This is a genomic window from Modestobacter lapidis, from assembly GCF_054780755.1.
On sequence record NZ_BAAGVS010000003.1, the window covers coordinates 184,171 to 200,910 of the forward strand.

General features: G+C 74.2%; 20 protein-coding genes and 1 tRNA gene. 4 read left to right on the top strand and 17 right to left on the bottom strand.

Annotated features, from left to right (window positions below; translation table 11 throughout):
• Positions 1 to 3 precede the first annotated feature (3 nt).
• Positions 4 to 1,098 carry an EAL domain-containing protein gene (locus ACYVG5_RS05915; RefSeq protein ID WP_222045777.1) on the bottom strand — a complete coding sequence of 365 codons (1,095 nt, stop codon included), beginning with the start codon at positions 1,096 to 1,098 and terminating at the stop codon, positions 4 to 6.
• Positions 1,099 to 1,213: 115 nt separating this feature from the next.
• On the opposite strand from ACYVG5_RS05915, the gene ACYVG5_RS05920 reads away from it, so the two are divergent.
• Positions 1,214 to 1,840: a TetR/AcrR family transcriptional regulator gene (locus tag ACYVG5_RS05920; RefSeq protein ID WP_460683025.1), complete on the top strand. Its 627-nt coding sequence runs from the start codon at positions 1,214 to 1,216 to the stop codon at positions 1,838 to 1,840.
• Positions 1,841 to 1,862: 22 nt separating this feature from the next.
• Here the strand turns inward: ACYVG5_RS05920 and ACYVG5_RS05925 are convergent, their stop codons facing one another.
• From ACYVG5_RS05925 to ACYVG5_RS05940, 4 genes are all read right to left on the bottom strand, one after another.
• Positions 1,863 to 4,115, bottom strand: a complete 2,253-nt coding sequence (locus tag ACYVG5_RS05925) for a heavy metal translocating P-type ATPase (protein WP_222045779.1) — start codon at positions 4,113 to 4,115, stop codon at positions 1,863 to 1,865.
• Positions 4,112 to 4,321 carry a heavy-metal-associated domain-containing protein gene (locus tag ACYVG5_RS05930; RefSeq protein ID WP_222045781.1) on the bottom strand — a complete coding sequence of 70 codons (210 nt, stop codon included), beginning with the start codon at positions 4,319 to 4,321 and terminating at the stop codon, positions 4,112 to 4,114. The genes ACYVG5_RS05925 and ACYVG5_RS05930 overlap by 4 nt, the downstream gene beginning before the upstream one ends.
• A 28-nt stretch (positions 4,322 to 4,349) precedes the next feature.
• Entirely contained in the window at positions 4,350 to 4,643 is a 294-nt protein-coding gene (locus tag ACYVG5_RS05935; RefSeq protein ID WP_222045783.1) for a metal-sensitive transcriptional regulator, read from the bottom strand.
• Positions 4,644 to 4,843: 200 nt separating this feature from the next.
• Positions 4,844 to 5,113 carry a DUF3618 domain-containing protein gene (locus tag ACYVG5_RS05940; protein ID WP_222045785.1) on the bottom strand — a complete coding sequence of 90 codons (270 nt, stop codon included), beginning with the start codon at positions 5,111 to 5,113 and terminating at the stop codon, positions 4,844 to 4,846.
• 65 nt (positions 5,114 to 5,178) lie between these two features.
• Here ACYVG5_RS05940 and ACYVG5_RS05945 point away from each other — a divergent pair.
• Positions 5,179 to 5,259 (top strand) — tRNA-Leu (locus ACYVG5_RS05945).
• 170 nt (positions 5,260 to 5,429) lie between these two features.
• On the opposite strand, the gene ACYVG5_RS05950 is transcribed toward ACYVG5_RS05945, so the two are convergent.
• The 5 genes from ACYVG5_RS05950 to rph all read right to left on the bottom strand — a co-directional run bounded on the left by ACYVG5_RS05950 (position 5,430) and on the right by rph (position 10,217).
• On the bottom strand, positions 5,430 to 5,741 hold the full coding sequence (locus ACYVG5_RS05950) for a DUF732 domain-containing protein (protein WP_460683026.1): 312 nt from the start codon (positions 5,739 to 5,741) through the stop codon (positions 5,430 to 5,432).
• Positions 5,742 to 5,989: 248 nt separating this feature from the next.
• On the bottom strand, positions 5,990 to 7,972 hold the full coding sequence (locus tag ACYVG5_RS05955; RefSeq protein WP_222045789.1) for a putative bifunctional diguanylate cyclase/phosphodiesterase: 1,983 nt from the start codon (positions 7,970 to 7,972) through the stop codon (positions 5,990 to 5,992).
• 164 nt (positions 7,973 to 8,136) lie between these two features.
• Complete coding sequence (locus ACYVG5_RS05960) at positions 8,137 to 8,751, bottom strand: hypothetical protein (protein ID WP_222045791.1); 615 nt, start codon at positions 8,749 to 8,751, stop codon at positions 8,137 to 8,139.
• 138 nt (positions 8,752 to 8,889) lie between these two features.
• Entirely contained in the window at positions 8,890 to 9,498 is a 609-nt protein-coding gene (gene rdgB, locus ACYVG5_RS05965) for an RdgB/HAM1 family non-canonical purine NTP pyrophosphatase (RefSeq protein ID WP_222045793.1), read from the bottom strand.
• Positions 9,495 to 10,217 carry a ribonuclease PH gene (rph, locus tag ACYVG5_RS05970; RefSeq protein ID WP_222045795.1) on the bottom strand — a complete coding sequence of 241 codons (723 nt, stop codon included), beginning with the start codon at positions 10,215 to 10,217 and terminating at the stop codon, positions 9,495 to 9,497. The genes rdgB and rph overlap by 4 nt, the downstream gene beginning before the upstream one ends.
• A gap of 70 nt (positions 10,218 to 10,287) precedes the next feature.
• Between rph and ACYVG5_RS05975 the strand changes: the two genes are divergently transcribed.
• Together ACYVG5_RS05975 and bcp are read left to right on the top strand one after the other, a co-directional pair.
• Positions 10,288 to 10,692, top strand: coding sequence for a YjbQ family protein (locus ACYVG5_RS05975; RefSeq protein WP_222045797.1), 405 nt, complete (start codon positions 10,288 to 10,290; stop codon positions 10,690 to 10,692).
• 155 nt (positions 10,693 to 10,847) lie between these two features.
• The gene (bcp, locus tag ACYVG5_RS05980) at positions 10,848 to 11,336 is read left to right on the top strand and encodes a thioredoxin-dependent thiol peroxidase (RefSeq protein ID WP_222045799.1); all 489 of its coding nucleotides are present in this window, start codon (positions 10,848 to 10,850) and stop codon (positions 11,334 to 11,336) included.
• 8 nt (positions 11,337 to 11,344) lie between these two features.
• Here the strand turns inward: bcp and ACYVG5_RS05985 are convergent, their stop codons facing one another.
• The 7 genes from ACYVG5_RS05985 to ACYVG5_RS06015 form a co-directional block, all read right to left on the bottom strand.
• Positions 11,345 to 11,830 (bottom strand): DUF4262 domain-containing protein, encoded by a 486-nt coding sequence (locus tag ACYVG5_RS05985; protein WP_222045801.1) that lies wholly within the window; start codon positions 11,828 to 11,830, stop codon positions 11,345 to 11,347.
• Between the two features lie 86 nt (positions 11,831 to 11,916).
• Entirely contained in the window at positions 11,917 to 12,882 is a 966-nt protein-coding gene (gene ligD, locus ACYVG5_RS05990) for a non-homologous end-joining DNA ligase LigD (protein WP_222045803.1), read from the bottom strand.
• 97 nt (positions 12,883 to 12,979) lie between these two features.
• Positions 12,980 to 13,720 (bottom strand): MBL fold metallo-hydrolase, encoded by a 741-nt coding sequence (locus ACYVG5_RS05995; RefSeq protein ID WP_222045805.1) that lies wholly within the window; start codon positions 13,718 to 13,720, stop codon positions 12,980 to 12,982.
• A complete protein-coding gene (gene murI / locus ACYVG5_RS06000) occupies positions 13,717 to 14,580 on the bottom strand; it encodes a glutamate racemase (protein ID WP_460683027.1) in 864 nt (287 codons plus the stop codon). The genes ACYVG5_RS05995 and murI overlap by 4 nt, the downstream gene beginning before the upstream one ends.
• A gap of 37 nt (positions 14,581 to 14,617) precedes the next feature.
• Positions 14,618 to 15,259: an HAD-IA family hydrolase gene (locus ACYVG5_RS06005; RefSeq protein WP_222045807.1), complete on the bottom strand. Its 642-nt coding sequence runs from the start codon at positions 15,257 to 15,259 to the stop codon at positions 14,618 to 14,620.
• A 125-nt stretch (positions 15,260 to 15,384) separates the two neighbouring features.
• Positions 15,385 to 16,335 (bottom strand): PLP-dependent cysteine synthase family protein, encoded by a 951-nt coding sequence (locus ACYVG5_RS06010; RefSeq protein ID WP_222045809.1) that lies wholly within the window; start codon positions 16,333 to 16,335, stop codon positions 15,385 to 15,387.
• Between the two features lie 40 nt (positions 16,336 to 16,375).
• Positions 16,376 to 16,651, bottom strand: a complete 276-nt coding sequence (locus ACYVG5_RS06015) for a MoaD/ThiS family protein (RefSeq protein ID WP_222045811.1) — start codon at positions 16,649 to 16,651, stop codon at positions 16,376 to 16,378.
• Positions 16,652 to 16,740 lie beyond the last annotated feature (89 nt).

Consider the following 16,740-nt stretch of genomic DNA (forward strand, 5'->3'; position numbering starts at 1 on the left):
CCCCTACACGGGGGCCTCGGCGTGCAGCAGCTCCGGCGCCACGGAGGGACTCGGGCGAACCGGGCGGCCGAAGAACCAGCCCTGCCCCAGGTCCGCGCCCAGCGCCCGCACCTCGTCGGCGACCCGCTCGGACTCCACCCCCTCGGCGACGACGGTGGCGCCCAGGCCGTGGGCCAGGCTGATCACCGAGGCGGCGACCGCCCGGGGGCCGGCGTCGGTCAGCCGGGAGACGAGCTCCTTGTCCAGCTTCACCACGTCGGGCCGGACGGCGGAGACCAGCGCGAGGCTCGACCAGCCCGCGCCGACGTCGTCCAGGGCGACCCGCCAGCCCAGCGACCGGTGGTGCTCCAGCACGGCCAGCAGGTGGCCGCGGTCGGGGATGGCGTGCGACTCGACCACCTCGAAGACCAGCTGTCCGGGCGAGAGTCCGCTGTCGTGCACGGCGGCCTCGGTGCCGGCCAGGCAGACCTGGGGGCGGTGGACGGCGGCCGGGTTGCTGTTGACGTAGAGGTCGGCGCTGCCGAGCCAGCCGGCGGCGCCGCGGACCGCCGCCTCCCGCGCGATCCGGTCCAGGCGGTCCAGCCACCCGGCGGACTCGGCGAGGAAGAACAGGTCGCCACCGCCGACCTCCCGGCCGTGGGCGCGGCCGCGCAGCAGGGCCTCGTGCGCGACGACGGCACCGTCGGTGAGCGAGACGATCGGCTGGTAGACCGGCCACAGCTCGGCCTCGGTGAGCACGCCGATCTCGACGGTCACCCCGCGGCGGGCGAGCTCCACGGCCAGGGACGGCGCACCGAGCAGCCGCGCGGCCAGCGCGATCTCGTTCTCCGGCGGGTCGGCGGCCACCCGCACGGCCTCGGTCTCGGCCGCGGTCAGGTCGCGGGCCAGCCGGGTGAGCAGTCGGTCCACCCGCCGGCCGTCGCCGTCGTGCGCGACGACCTCCAGCAGCCCGGGATCGGCGTAGACGTCCAGCCCGACCAGCGCGGCGGTGCGCGCGATGGCCGGCAGCACGTGTTCCAGGGGGCTGGCCAGCAACAGCCGGGTGGCGCGCTCGGGGGTCGCCCAGGCGGGGCGGACGACGTCGGCGGTTCCGCTCACCGGTGCAGGATGACCGCCCGATCACGCCGTGCGCTGCACGACGCGCCCGGCCGGGCACGAGAGCCCGCGACGACGGATCGTCGTTGCAGAGATCAACATGCCTAGAGTGTGCGGCGTGCCTGCCCTCGCCCTGCCCGATGACGGGCGCCCCCACCGCGGTGGGCGTCCCCGCGATCCCTCCCGCGACGGGGCCATCCGCTCGGCGATCCTGCGGGTTCTCGCCGAGGAGGGGTACGCCGCGCTGACCATGGACGCGGTCGCGACCCGGGCGGGGGTGGGCAAGGCGACCATCTACCGCCGCTGGCGGACCAAGTCCCAGCTCGTCGCCGACGCCGTCGTGTCCCTCGGCGACGAGGTCATGGTGCTGCCCGACTCCGGCTCGCTGGAGGACGACCTGCGCGTCCTGATGCGCTGGCTGGTCACCGCCGTGAACGGCCCGCTGGGCGCCGCGACCCGCTCGCTGTTGTCGGCCATGGCGCACGAGCCGCAGTTGCGGGCCGCCTTCCACGGCGGCCCCATGGAGCACTGGCACGCCCTGTTCCACCAGGTCTGGACCCGCGCGGAGGACCGCGGCGAGGTCCGTCCGGGCCTCGCCGGTACCGCGATCGCCGCCACGGCGTCCGCGGCGATCCTGCAGCGCTGGTTGTTCGGCGTCGAGCCGGTCGACCAGGCGTTCGCCGACGAGGTGCTCGCCGACGTCGTGCTGCCGCTGGTCGACGCCACCTGCCCGCTGCGGCGCTGACCGGGCGTCCGGAGGGCAGCGGTCAGGCGCCGTCCGCGCTGGACCGGAAGCGGCGCAGCCGCAGGCTGTTGGTGACCACCAGCACCGAGGACGCCGCCATCGCCAGACCGGCCAGCAGCGGGTTCAGGTAGCCCAGCGCCGCCAGCGGGATCAGCGCCACGTTGTAGGCGAAGGCCCAGAACAGGTTGCCCTTGATCACCGCCAGGGTGCGCCGGGACAGGCGCACGGCGTCCACGGCGGCGTCCAGGTCGGCTCGGACGAGGGTCAGGTCGCTGGCCTCGATCGCCACGTCGGTGCCCGACCCCATGGCCAGCCCCAGGTCGGCCTGGGCGAGCGCCGGAGCGTCGTTGACGCCGTCGCCGACCATCGCCACGACCCGACCGCGGGCCTGCAGGTCGCGCACGACGTCGACCTTGCCGGCCGGCAACACCCCGGCGACGACCTCGCCGCGGTCGGGGTCCAGCCCGACCGACCGGGCCACCGCGGCGGCGGCACCGGGGTTGTCGCCGGTGAGCAGGACGGGCGCCAGGCCGAGCTCCCGCAGCCGCGCGATCGCGGCCGCGCTGGTCGGCTTGACGGTGTCGGCGACGACGCAGACGCCCGTGACCGCGCCGTCCACGGCGACCAGGACGGCGGTCTGCCCGGCGCCCTCGGCCCGGTCGACGACGACGGCCAGGTCGGCCGGCACCGGGCCCGGCATCGCCGACGCCCGCCCGACGACGACGTCCCGGCCGGACACCCGGCCGCGCACGCCGATCCCCTGCTCGCTGCTGAAGCCCTCGACCTCGGGCAGGTCGCCGGCGGCCGCCACGATCGCGCGGGCGATGGGGTGCTCGGAGCCGGCCTCCACGGCGGCGGCCAGGCGCAGGGTGTCCGGCGGGCCGGCCACCTCGAGCAGGCTCATCTGCCCGGTGGTGACGGTGCCGGTCTTGTCCAGCAGGACGGTGTCCACCCGCCGGGTGCTCTCCAGCACCTCCGGCCCCTTGATCAGCACGCCGAGCTGGGCACCACGGCCGGTGCCGACGAGCAGCGCGGTGGGAGTGGCCAGGCCGAGCGCGCAGGGGCAGGCGATGACGAGCACCGCGACGGCCGCGGTGAACGCCACCGTGGCATCGCCGGTTACGAGCAGCCAGGTGACCAGGGTGCCCAGGGCGAGGACCAGGACGATCGGCACGAAGACCGCCGAGACCCGGTCGGCCAGCCGCTGCACCGGCGCCTTGCCGCTCTGCGCCCGGGTGACCAGCCGGCCCAGCTGGGCGAGCGTGGTCGCGGACCCGACGCGGGTCGCCTCGACGACCAGCCGGCCGCCGGCGTTGACCGTGGCGCCGGTGACGGGCGCGCCGGTGCCGACCTCGACGGGAACGCTCTCCCCGGTCAGCATCGACATGTCGACCGCGGAGCTGCCGCTGACGACGACGCCGTCGGTGGCGATCTTCTCCCCCGGCCGGACGACGAACCGGTCGCCGACCGCCAGCGCACCGATGGGCACCCGGACCTCGCGGCCCTCGCGCAGCACGGCGGCGTCCTTGGCGCCCAGCTCCAGCAGCGCGGTCAGGGCGGCGCCGGAGCGGCGCTTGGCCCGGGCCTCGGCGTAGCGGCCGGCGAGCAGGAAGACCGTGACCGCCGCGGCGACCTCGAGGTAGATCTCGTGGCTGCCGGCGCCCTGCTCGGCGATCAGCGTGAAGGACATCCGCATGCCGGACATGCCGGCGTCCCCGAGGAACAACGCCCACAGCGACCACAGGTAGGCCGCCGAGATGCCGATCGAGACCAGGGTGTCCATGGTGCTGGCGCGGTGCCGGGCGTTGACCACCGCGGCGCGGTGGAACGGCCAGGCACCCCAGACCGCTACCGGGCTGGCCAGGGTGAGCACCAGCCACTGCCAGTTGTCGAACTGCAGCGCCGGGATCATCGACAGCAGCACGACGGGCAGGGTGAGCGCCGCGCTGATGATCAGCCGCTGGCGCAGGCCCGCCTCCGGCGCGGGGGCGTCGGGGACGGGGTCCCCGTCGTCCGGCGGGGCGGGCAGCGTGGCGGAGTAGCCGGCGGCGCCGACCGTGGCCAGCAGCCGGTCGGTGTCGACCCGGGTGGGGTCGAAGCGGACGGTCGCCGCCTCGGTGGCGTAGTTGACGCTGGCCTGCACGCCGTCGAGCTTGTTGAGCTTGCGCTCGATCCGGTTGGCGCAGCTGGCGCAGGTCATGCCGGTGACGTCGAGGCGGACCTCGTCCAGCGGCGCGCCCGCGGTGGACGGGCCCGCCTGGGGCCCGGCGGTCATGCCGGGTCCGCGGAGTAGTTCCCCGCCTCGGCGACGGCGGCCTGCACCTGCTCGACGGTCACGTCCTGGCCGGTGACCTGGAGGCGGCCGGAGGTGAGGTCCACGTCCACGGCGGTGACACCGGTGACCTCGCCGACCTCCTCGGTGACGGAGGCGACGCAGTGCTGGCACGTCATGCCGGTGACGACGAAGGTCTGGGTCTGCACGGGATGTCCTCTTCCGGTGGTGGAGGGGTCAGGAACGGACGAGCCGGGCGATGGCCGCGGAGGCCTCGGCGATCTTGGCGTCGGCGGCGACGCCGTCGTCGGCGGCACTGCTGGCGACGGCGTCGCGCACGCAGTGGCCGAGGTGGTCGTCGAGCAGGCCGAGGGCGACCGCCTGCAGGGCCTTGGTGGCGGCCGAGACCTGGGTCAGGACGTCGATGCAGTAGGTGTCGTCCTCGACCATCCGCGCGATCCCGCGGACCTGACCCTCCACCCGGCGCAGCCGCGCCACGAGCTGGTCCTTGTCGCCTGCGTAACCCGTCATGCCGACCAGAGTACCCCTAGGGGGTACCGGTTACCACCCGCGCACCGGCTCGGACCCGTGGGTCGGCCGCTCGCACGATCAGGCGGTCGCAGGATGCCGGACGGCCCGGTCGGCGCCGGGGTGACCCACCGGGACCGACCGGGTCACGGAGCAGAAATCAGGACTCGAGGCCGTGCCTCGGTCCGCCCTTCCCGGTGGCGTCAGCGACGACGGCGGGGGGCGAGCAGCGGCGGCGGCGGGGGGTCGTTGCGGTGCTTGACCTTCAGCCCGACGACGACGGCGATCGTGAGGCCGACCGCGCCGACCAGCGCCATGCCGGGCGGGCTCTGCAGGAACGCCAGCGCGGCGGCCTTGCCCTGCGCGGTCAACCGCTTCGGGTCGGCCCGGTAGGACAACTCGTCCAGGGTGGACGCGAGGGACTCGCGGGCGGCATCGATCTCGAACTGGATCTGCTCGGGGCTGCGCGGCACGGGCGACAGCCTGCCAGATCGGCGCCCACCCGGCCGAGCCAGCCGCTCTCTAGACTTCCCCGGACGCGGGAGTGGTGTAACGGCAGCCACGCCAGACTTAGGATCTGGTGCCTTCGGGCGTGCGGGTTCGACTCCCGCCTCCCGCACGAGTGCGTCCCTCCTGGCGGGAGAGACCGCCTCTGGCCCCCCGGATGATCTCGGCCAGGCCGCGCAGCCGCTTGACCCGGACCTCGTGCACGCGGCAGCCCGGCTCCGGGAACGGCGCGGCGTCGAGCACCCCGGTGTCACCCACCGCCATCGTCGACGGATCGTGGAGTCAGCAGAGGCTGCTGTTGGCGGCGTTCACCAGATCGACGACCTCCTGCTGACCCGCTCCGCTGCCGCTGTCGAGCATCGCGTCGACCAGCACCTGCGGATCCAGGCCCTGCTCGAGCAAGCCGCATGCCTGGCGTCCCAGAGCGAGCAGATTGCTGTCGGACTGGAAGACCCAGCCATTCCCGCCCGTCCCCCGGGCCTGGCGGAGGAACGAGTCCGCCGAGCTGCTTCCTGCACCCGTCCCGGTCGAGCTCGGCGTCGTGGCGCGCGGAGTGGGCGCGACCGGCGCAGCCTCCTCGGCGGTGGCCGCCACGCCGCTCCCGCTCCGCGACCCTGCTGCTGTCCCACCGTCGCTGCTGCTGCCAGCACAGGCTGACAAGCTCAGCACTGCTGCGGCCATGACCACTACCGATCGCTGCACTGCGCCCCCGTCGTGCCCGGCCTCGCGGCCTGCCCGCGAGGATCCGGCACGATCCAAGCCGACGGCGCCGTCCGCGTGCCCCGCTCAGCCGCCGGAGACCACCCGAAGGGGTCGACCGGCCTCCGGCGTCCGGCGTCCCGTCAGGCCGGCGCCGGCGCTGACACCGAGTCGAACCAGCGCTCCAGCTGGTCGGCGGGCAACGGACGACACATGAAGTACCCCTGGGCGACGTCGCAGCCCAGATCGCTGAGCCGGTCCCAGGTGACCTGGTCCTCGATGCCCTCGGCGACCGTCGTCAGCCCGAGGTTGTGCCCCAGCTCCACGATCGACCGGACGATGTCGGCATCCCGGTGGTCGGCCGCCATCTCGGCTACGAAGGTCCGGTCGATCTTCAGCTGGTGCACCGGGAGGCCCTTGAGGTGGGCCAGCGAGGTGTACCCCGCACCGAAATCGTCGATCGACAGCGTGATGCCGACATCGGCCAGCCGGGTGAGGATCTCCTGCGCACGGTCCGGGTCGGCCATGATGGCGCTCTCGGTCAGCTCCAGCTCCAGGCAGCCCGCCGGCACCTGCCAGCGGACGAGCAACTCGGTCACGTCGTCGACGAAGCGCTCGTCGAGCAGGTTGCGGGCCGAGATGTTGACCGCGACGGTGAGCGTGCGGCCGGCCGCACGCCACCGGGCGCACTGCTCCAGCGCGGCGCTGAGCACGTACCGGGTCAGCGGCCGGATCAGCGGCGTGCGCTCGGCCAGCGGGATGAACGACGCGGGCGGGATCATCCCGCGCTGCGGGTGCTGCCACCGGACCAGCGCCTCGACGCCGGAGACCGCCGAGCCCGGCATGGCCACCTTGGGCTGGAAGTGCAGCACCAGCTCGCCGGCGTCGATGGCCCGGCGCAGGTCACCGAGCAGGCCCAGCCGCTCGGGGCTGTGGTCGTTGAGCGCATCGTCGTAGACGCACACACCCAGCCCGCGTTCCTTGGCGACGTACATCGCGATGTCGGCGTTCTGCAGGAGGCCGTCCACGTCCGACCCGTGCCCGTCCGCCAGCGCGATCCCGATGCTGGCGTCGACGTCGAGGAACACGCCGTCCACCTCGATGCTGCCCTCCATCGCAGCCTGGGCGCGGGCGGCCAGTTCCAGTGCGGCCTCGGCGCCGGCCACGGCGGGCAACAGGATGGCGAACTCGTCCCCGCCCAGCCGGGCGACCGTGTCGGTGGCCCGGACGGTGTCCTGCAACCGGGTCGCGACCGCGCGCAGCACCGCGTCGCCGTAGGCGTGCCCCAGCGTGTCGTTGATCTCCTTGAACCGGTCCAGGTCGATGAGCATCAGCGCGAGCGGTCCGGGGTCGCCGTCCGTCGTGGCGAGCGCAGCCGTCGCGCGCTCCGCCAGCAGCGTGCGGTTCGGCAGGCCGGTCAGCCCGTCGTGCAGCGCCTGGCGACGGTTCTCCTCCGCCTGGGCCAGGGTCGCCCGCCGGCTGCGGGTCAGCACCACCGCGAACAGCCCGACCAGGACCAGCCCGACGCCGAACAGCAGCGGGGTGGCCACGAGCAGCAACCGCTGCGACCGGGCCATGCTCTCCAGCGCGGTATCGGCCGCGGCCAGGTGCTGTCGCGCCTCCTCCTTCACGAGGGTCTCGAGGGCCTCGTGATGCGGGTCGACCAGCGTGTCCTCGTACTCCTCGGCCCCGGCCGGGTCCAGCCAGACCGCGGCGAGCAGGTCCTCCACGGCTGCGCCGTACCGCTCGTGCAGCACCAGCGACCGGGCGAACCGCCCCTCGTGCTCGCCGGCGGCCGTCCCCATCTGCACCAGGGCGTTCCGGGTGGCTGCGGTGGCGGCGTCGTACGCGGACCGCACCTCCTGATCAGGATCCAGGACGAGCTCGTCGGCCAGTTCCTCCTGGCGGTCCAGCCCTTCCTCCGCCTGGTCCGACCACTCCGCCACCGCGGCACTCTGCTCGACCTCACGGGCCGCGTCGGCGTTGGCGACGGCCGTCACCACGGAGAAGACGGTGAGCACGAGCAGGACGACGACCAGGCCACCGGTGGCGGCGTGCGCCGACAGGCGGCGCGATACGTCGCGGGTCAGCCGGGAGGGGAGTGCTCGCCTCGTCGGGGTCCTCATGTGCCTTGGTCCTCATCGCCACGGCGCCCGCTGGGTCGGGGCGCTCACCGTGGACATCGACCCGGAACAAGATCGGCTACAACGCAGCGGGCGCGACCCACCCCGACGAGGGAGCTCCCGCACCGGCCGGTGCCCGGGACGGGGCTGCCCCTCGCCCGGCGCGGTCAGCGGGCAGCGCCGTCGCGCTGGACAGCGGTGAAGACCATCTGCAGATTGCTGGCCTGCGCCCGGAAGGCATCGCCCGCCGACGAGGGCAGCGTGACGGTCACCGCGAGGTGGTCGGTGGCGTCGGCCGCCAGGCTCCGCGGCGCGACGAGAGCGGCGGTGCGCACGACCGGGCCGGAGGCCAGCACGGTGCGGACGTCCCCGTCGCAGGTGGCGCTCGCCGTCCAGGCGACCGAGCAGGACTCCACGGACATCTGCAGGCCGTTCGTCGCGTCGGTGTCCAGCAGGCTCGACTTCGTGGCCGTGGTGGCGAGGCTGACCGAGGAAAGCGCAGAGGTTCCGTCGTTGACCAGATCGACCGGCTGGGTCAGCGAGGACCCCGGCAGCACGCTGCCGAACTCCAGCGGCACGCTCGCCCCGCCGCCGGCCGCGGCCAGGTCGACCGAGACGACGCCGTTGTCGACCGAGACGACGGCCGGGGTGGTGCTGTCGGTGAAGCTGCCGAAGACCCCGAGGCCGGCAACGGCGGCAGCGGCGGCGACGACACCGAGCGAGCCGACGACCTTCGCGGTGTTCGTGCGGTGTGCCGTCCGGGGGGTGGGAGTGGTGGTCACGGCGGGGCTCCTCGCAAGCGGTGTACCCGGCGGTCGATCCGCCGGTACCGAGAACGATCCGGGGGCAACCGCAGGGCGGCCGCGAGGCAACCGCAAGAAACCCGCAAGGTGTGCGGCGGCGGCCGTGCCACCGCCGGGTCAGCCGCGCAGCACCTCGGCGAGCACCGGCACCAGCGCGGCGAAGGCCTGCCCACGGTGGCTGAGGGCGTCCTTCTCGGCCGGCCCGAGCTCGGCGGCGGTCACGGTCTGGCCGGCCGGCACGAACACCGGGTCGTAGCCGAAGCCGTTCGCGCCCCGCGGCCCACGGCCGACGCTTCCCCGCCACTGCCGCTCCAGCACGTGCTCCACGCCGTCCGGGGTGACCAGCGCGGCGGCGCAGACGAAGGCCGCGCCACGCCGCTCGTCGGGGACGTCGGCGAGCTGGCCGAGCAGCAGCGCGGTGTTCGCCGCGTCGTTCCCGTGCCGGCCCGACCAGCGGGCCGACAGCACCCCGGGCATCCCGTTGAGCGCGTCGGCGGTGATCCCGGAGTCGTCGGCCACTGCGGGCAACCCGGTGTACCGGACCGCCTCACGGGCCTTCAGCAGGGCGTTCTCCTCGAACGTCGCCCCCGTCTCGGGGGCCTCGGGGTACTCGGGGACGTCGCGCAGGCCGACGACCGCCACGCCCGGGACGGCGGTGGCCAGCAGCCGCTGGAGCTCGGCCAGCTTGCCGGCGTTGCGGGTGGCCAGCAGGAGCCGGTGGCTCACTTCTCCAGCGCGATCTGCTGCAGCAGGGTCAGCTCGGCGCAGCCGGTCACCGCGAGGTCCAGCAGTTCATCGAGCGTCCGCCGGTTGAAGACCGCACCCTCGGCAGTGCCCTGCACCTCCACGAAGCTGCCGTCGCCGGTGCAGACGACGTTCATGTCGGTGCCGGCCGTGACGTCCTCCTCGTAGGCGAGGTCGAGCCGGGGCTCGCCGTCGACGACCCCCACGCTGACCGCCGCGACCGACTGACCGATCGCGGTGGGCCTCGCCAGCTTGCCGCGGGCTCCGAGCCAGGAGACGGCGTCGGCGAGGGCGACGTAGGCGCCGGTGATCGCCGCCGTCCGGGTACCGCCATCGGCCTGCAGGACGTCGCAGTCGAGTGCGATGCTGTTCTCCCCGAGCGCGGCCAGGTCGATCGAGGCACGCAGCGAACGGCCGATCAACCGGCTGATCTCGTGGGTGCGGCCACCGATCCGGCCCTTGACCGACTCCCGGTCGCTGCGGCTGTGCGTGGCCCGCGGGAGCATCGAGTACTCGGCGGTGACCCAGCCCAGGCCCGAACCGCGCCGCCAGCGGGGCACGCCCTCGGTGACGCTCGCGGCGCACAGCACCCGGGTGCGGCCGAACTCGACCAGCACCGACCCCTCGGCGTGGTCGAGCCAGTTGCGGGTGATGGTCACCGGACGGAGCTGGTCGGCCGTACGGCCGTCGGGGCGGGTCACTGTGCCGAGGGTAACGAAGTCTCCTCCGGCCCGATGGGTCGCGATGGGCGTCGCGTGCCACCCTCCTCCCATGCGCTCCGAGCTGCGTGCCGTGCGGACCGGCGGGGTTCCCTCCGTCGTCGACCTGACCGACGAGTGCGCGGCATTCGTCGACGGCGAGGCCGACGGGTTGCTGCACGTCTTCGCGCCGCACGCGACGGCGGGCATCGCGATCATCGAGACCGGAGCGGGCAGTGACGACGACCTGCTGGCCCAGCTCGACGAGCTGCTGCCCCGCGACGACCGGTGGCGGCACCGGCACGGTGCCCCCGGCCACGGGCGGGACCACGTGCTCCCGGCGTTCGTTCCACCGCACGCCACGGTGCCGGTGCTGGAAGGTCGGCTCGCCCTGGGCACCTGGCAGCGGATCTGTTTCGTCGACACCAACGTCGACAACCCCAGCCGGCACGTCCGGTTCTCGTTCTTGGCCGGGTGACGCGTTCGTGAGCATCGCAGCGAGCGCCAGCGAGCGAGGAGCGGAGCGGTTGCGGAACCGGCTACCGACGATCGGGCGGCTGACCGACGCGGCCGGCCTCCCGGCCGGCGGACGACGGCTTGGGTCCGGTCGGCCGCGTGTAGGACGATGCCGGCATGACCGAGACCGACGTCGCCCCCGTTCGCCTCACTCCCGGTGACGTGGCGCCGGACTTCACGCTGCCCGACGCCGATGGCACCCCCGTTCCGCTGGCCTCCTACCGGGGGCGGCGGGTCATCGTCTACTGCTACCCGGCGGCGCTGACCCCCGGCTGCACCACCCAGGCGGTCGACTTCACCGCGGCCGCCGGCGACCTGGCCGAGGCCGGGCTGGACATCATCGGCGTCTCCCCCGACGCCCCCGACAAGCTGCTCCGCTTCCGGGAGAAGGAGGAGCTGGGCATCACCCTGCTGTCCGACCCGGACAAGGAGGTGCTGCGGGCCTACGGCGCCTTCGGCCCGAAGAAGCTCTACGGCAAGGAGGTCATCGGGGTGATCCGCTCCACGTTCATCGTCGACGCCGAGGGCCGGATCGAGAAGGCGGCCTACAACGTCAAGGCCACCGGTCACGTCTCCAAGCTGCTGCGCGACCTCGGCCTGGGCTGAGCGGCGCCTCATGCGCGCCACGTTCCCGGCCGGGGCTGGCAGGCCGGCCCGCAGCGGTGGCCGGCATCCCACGGGAACCGCCCGTCGGCGTCGCTCCAGGTCAGCTGCAGGGCGGCGACGGACACCTGGGCAGGCCGCTGGTAGTGCCGGTTGGCACCGAGGACGACCTCCCCGGGATTGGGCACCGCCTCGACGACGAACCGGGTCGTCGTGTCGTCGAACCCGAGCAACTCACCCGGGACGAGGTCCCGCCCGCCGGTCACCAGGTCGGCGACCCGGGTGAGCCAGCCGTGGGTGGCCTCCGGGGCGAGGCCGACCACGACCAGCTCGGGGTGACCGAGACCGAACAGGCCGATCGTGTACCCGAAGGCGGGTTCATCGGGGTGGTCCCCCGGGCCGACGTACTGGACCACCCAGCGGTGTGCGCGGATGGCCTGGACGAGGTGGGCGTCCTCCTGGTCGAGCCAGGCGGTGGTCTGCGGGTCGGTCGTCATGGCGGCAGCCTCGGCCCGGCCACCGACACGACGCGGGATCGCGCGGGCGGCCTGTGGACAACCTTCGTCGTCCCCAGGCAGGGCTATCAGGTCGGCGGCGGCTGCTGCCCAGCCGCCGTCCGCGCGCGGGCGCGGCGCTTGCCCTCGTGCATCGCCTGGACCCGGGCGACCGGGATGGTGTGCCCCTCGGCGACCAGGTCGGCGGGCAATTCCTGCGGCTCGGGCAGCGCGGCGGCCCAGGGGTCGCCGCTCCCGATCCGCTCGCTCGCCGTCCGGACCGTGACGTCACCGGGGCGGACGTCGTCCAGCTCGGCCCAGTCGACCGGCGCGGACACCGGCAGACCGGGGCGGACCCGCGGGCTGTAGGCGGCCGCGACCGTGCCCCGCCCGGACCGGGTCGAGTCGACGAAGACTCGGCCGGCGCGCTCGGCGACCACGTACGCCGTCGTGGCCAGCGAGGGGTCCAGCCGCTCGGTGCGGGCCGCCAGCGCGCGGGTCGCCGCCGCGACGTCCTCGGCCGGCGAGCCGTGCACCGGGACGACGACGTGCACCCCGGTGGAGCCGCTGGTCTTCACCGCGGCAGCCAGGCCGGCGTCGGCCAGTGCCCGCCGGACCAGCCGGGCGGTGCGCACCACCACCTCGAACGGCGCGCTGTCGGGCGGGTCGAGGTCGAGCACCAGCCCGGTCGGCTGCTCCTCACCCACCCGGCCGAACGGCACGTGGTACTCGACCGCCCGCTGGTTGGCCAGCCACAGCAGCGTTCGGCGGTCCTCGCACAGCACCTGGTGGACCTCCCGGCGGGCCCGGTCGGACCAGGTGGCCACGGTGCGCACCCAGTCCGGCGCTCCCTTGGGCACGTCCCGTTGGATGAACGGCGCGGCTCCCGGTCGCACCCGCTTGATGGTCAGCGGCCGCCCGGCGAGCAACGGCACCAACCGGTCGGCGAAGGCGTCGAGGTGGTCGACCAGCTCGCCCTTCGTCACCTCGAGCCCGTCGCCCAGCGGAGAGCTGAGGCTGCTCAGCCGGACGCCGTCCCGCTCGTCGTCTGCCACCCGGCCACCGTGCCCGGGCGCAGCGGTGCCAGCAATAGAAGGACCCTCCTGCCCCCCACGCCTCGCAGGCTCGGCGCGGGCCCCTGCAGGAGGGCCGTCACAACTCGTACACCGCGGCGTGCTCGGCGAGCTCGGCGGCGGGGAACGCCCCCCGGGCGGCGGCCAGCTGCTCCCCGGCGTCCACCCAGGCGGGCACGTGGGTGACCAGCAGCCGCCCCACCCCGGCCGCGGCGGCGAGCTCGCCCGCCTCCCGGCCGGTGAGGTGCAGGCCCGGCGGCAACCCGGGGACCTCGGGGTGCGCGGCCTCGGCCAGCAGCAGGTCGGCGCCGCGGGCCAGCTCCTCGACGGCGGCCGAGGGCCCCGTGTCCCCGGTGTAGACCAGCGTCCGGCCCGCCACGGTCAGCCGCAGGGCGTGGCACTCGATGGGGTGCGCCGTGCGCGCCGTGCGCACCTGGAACGGGCCGAGCGTCCACTCGCCGGGCCCGATCGGGATCGCGTCGAAGACGTCGGCGATCTGGTCGCCGTCGTCGCCGTAGGCCATCGCCAGCCGCCGGGCGGCGCCCACCGGGGCGTAGAGCGGCACCGGGGTGCGCGAGGACTGCCCGGAGTAGCGGTGCCACACCATGAAGGGCGCGGCGTCCAGGCAGTGGTCGGCGTGCAGGTGGGACAGGAACACGGCGTCCACGGCGGCCGGGTCGGCGAGGGCGACCAGCGACCCGAACGCTCCGTTGCCCAGATCGAGCAGCAGACTGAAACCCTCGTGCTCGACGAGGTAGCAGGACGCCGGGGACGCCGGACCGGGCGCGCTGCCCGAGCAGCCCAGGACGGTGAGCCTCACGGCGCCACTGCCGGCTGCGCCCCGACCGCGGTACGGGTGACCATGTCGACCTCTGGCCCCAGGAATCGACGGCCCAGCCGGGCGAAGGGCTCCGGGTTCCCCGTCGCCAGGAAGCGGTGCACCGGTGGCGGCGCGTCGACGGTGCGCAGCAGGTCGGCGCGGGTGAGCACCCGGTAGACGTCCTTCGCCGTCTCCTCGGCGCTGGAGACCAGCGTGACCTCGTCGCCCAGCACGAGGGAGAGCACGCCGGTGAGCAGCGGGTAGTGGGTGCAGCCGAGGACGACGGTGTCGACCCCGGCGCCGAGCAGCGGGTCGAGGTAGGACTGCGCCAAGCCCAGCAGCTGACGCCCGCTGGTCACCCCGCGCTCGACGAAGTCGACGAAGCTCGGGCAGGCGGCGCTGGTGACGGTGATCTGCGGCGCCGCGGCGAAGGCGTCCTCGTAGGCGCCGCTGGTGATGGTGGCCTGGGTGCCGATGACCCCGACCTTCCCGTTGCGGGTGGCCGCGGTGGCGCGGCGCACGGCGGGCAGCACCACCTCCACGACCGGGACGTCGTACCGCTCGCGGGCGTCGCGGAGACAGGCCGCGCTGGCCGAGTTGCAGGCCACCACCAGCATCTTGACCCCGGCGGCGACCAGGTCGTCCATTACGGCCAGGGAGTGCCGCCGGACCTCGGCGATGGGCAGCGGGCCGTAGGGGCCGTGCGCGGTGTCGCCCAGGTAGCGGATGGCCTCGTGCGGCAACTGGTCGAGCACTGCCCGGGCCACGGTCAGACCGCCCACCCCGGAGTCGAAGATGCCGATCGGTGCGTCCGGACCCGCCGTCGTCGTCCCCATGGTGCCGCCGAGGCTAGCCGCCACCGCCGACGGTCGCGCCGAGCACCCTCGGCAGCTGCGGTCAGCCGGCGCGGAGGATGGCGGCGGCCGGGAGCAGCAGGCCGGCACCGGTCCAGCGGGCGCCGGTGAGGTCGCGGACGACGACGTCGGCCGGCGTCGCCAGCGCACCGGCACCGATGCCGACCACCCGGCAACCGGCCGCCTGCCCGGCGGCGACGCCGCTCCGGCTGTCCTCCAGGACGAGCACGTCGGCCGGCGCCAGCCCCAGCCGGGCCGCCGCGGCGGCGTACCCCTCCGGGTCGGGCTTCCCGACGGCGACGTCCTCGGCCGTCACCACCACGGCCGGGGGCACGAGACCCGCGGCGCGCAGCCGGGCGGTCGCCAGCTCGCGGACCCCGGAGGTGACCACGGCCCAGGGCACGCCGTCCAGCTGCGGGATGAGGTCGAGCACGCCCGCGACGGCGGTCGTGCCGCCGACGTCCTCGAGTTCGTAGCGGGTGACCAGCGCGGTCGATTCGTCGACCTGCGCGGGCTTGACGAACACGGCGACCGTGTCGGCGGCGCGGCGGCCGGGGACGGCCGCCATGACCTCGTCCGGGTCGAGGTCGTGGTCACGCGCCCAGCGGCGCCACGACGCCTCGACCCCGGCCTCGGAGTCGACGAGCACGCCGTCGTTGTCGAACAGCAGCCCGCGGGCCGGCAACGACAGGTCCCCTTGCAGGGGCCCCCCGCGAGCCTGCGAGCGGTGGGGCGGTGACGTGCTGGAACGGCCGCCTTGCAGGGCCCCGCCGCGAGCTTGCGAGCGGTGGGGGGCAAGGGGGTCCTTACTCATGCCCAGAGCTGGCCCTCGAGCGCTGCGCTGGCCTCCTCCAGAGTGCCCGCGTAGGCGCCCGTGGACAGGTACTTCCAGCCACCGTCGCAGACGATGAACACGATGTCGGCGCGGCGACCGGCGGCGACCTCCTTGTCGGCGATGCCGAGGGCCGCGTGCAGGATGGCCCCGGTCGAGATGCCGGCGAAGATGCCCTCGCGCTCCACCAGCTGGCGGGTGCGGTGGATGGCGTCGTCGGGGCCGACGGAGAACCGCGAGTCCAGCAGGTCGGCGTCGTACAGCTCGGGGATGAACCCCTCGTCGATGTTGCGCAGACCGTAGACGAGCTCGCCGTAGCGGGGCTCGGCCGCGATCACCTGCACGCCGGGCTTCTGCTCGCGCAGGTACCGGGACACGCCCATCAGCGTGCCGGTGGTACCGAGCCCGGCGACGAAGTGGGTGATCGAGGGCATGTCGGCGAGGATCTCCGGGCCGGTGCCGGTGTAGTGCGCCTCGGCGTTGGCCGGGTTCCCGTACTGGTAGAGCATCACCCAGTCGTCGTGCTCGGCTGCCAGCCCCTTGGCGACGGCGACCGCCTGGTTGCTGCCGCCGGCCGCCGGGGAGCTGATGATCTGGGCGCCGTACATCTCCAGCAGCTGACGCCGCTCGATCGAGGTGTTCTCCGGCATCACGCAGATCAGCCGGTAGCCGCGCTGGCGGGCCACCATGGCCAGGGAGATGCCGGTGTTGCCGCTGGTCGGCTCCAGGATCGTCGACCCGGGCTGCAGCCTCCCCTCCTTCTCCGCCGCCTCGATCATCGCGATGGCGGCGCGGTCCTTGATCGAACCGGTCGGGTTGTGGTCCTCCAGCTTCGCCCACAGCCGGACGTCCGGCGTGGGCGACAGGGACGGCAGGCCCACGAGGGGCGTGTTGCCGAGGGACTCGACGAGGGAGGCGAAGCGGGCCATGAGGTCTCTCCTGACGGGTGCGGGTACGGGGAGAGCCCCGTCAGCCGCCGGCGACGGCCGGCAGGATCGTGACGGAGTCGCCGTCCTTGACGGCGGTGTCGAGCGCACCGGTGAAGCGGACGTCCTCGTCGTTGACGTAGACGTTGACGAAGCGGTGCAACTTGCCCTCGTCGGTCACCAGGCGGCCCTTGATGCCGGGGTGCTGGGCGTCGATGTCGTCGACCAGGGCGGCGAGCGTGTCGCCGTTGCCCTCGACGGTCTTGTTGCCCCCGGTGTGGGTGCGCAGGATGGTCGGGATCCGGACCTGGATGGCCATGGCGGTGGAACTCCTTCTCGCGGGGTGAGGGGTGAGGGGCGCGCGCCCGGGGCACGCGGGGATGGCGACTGCTGGGGGGAACGCCGCTC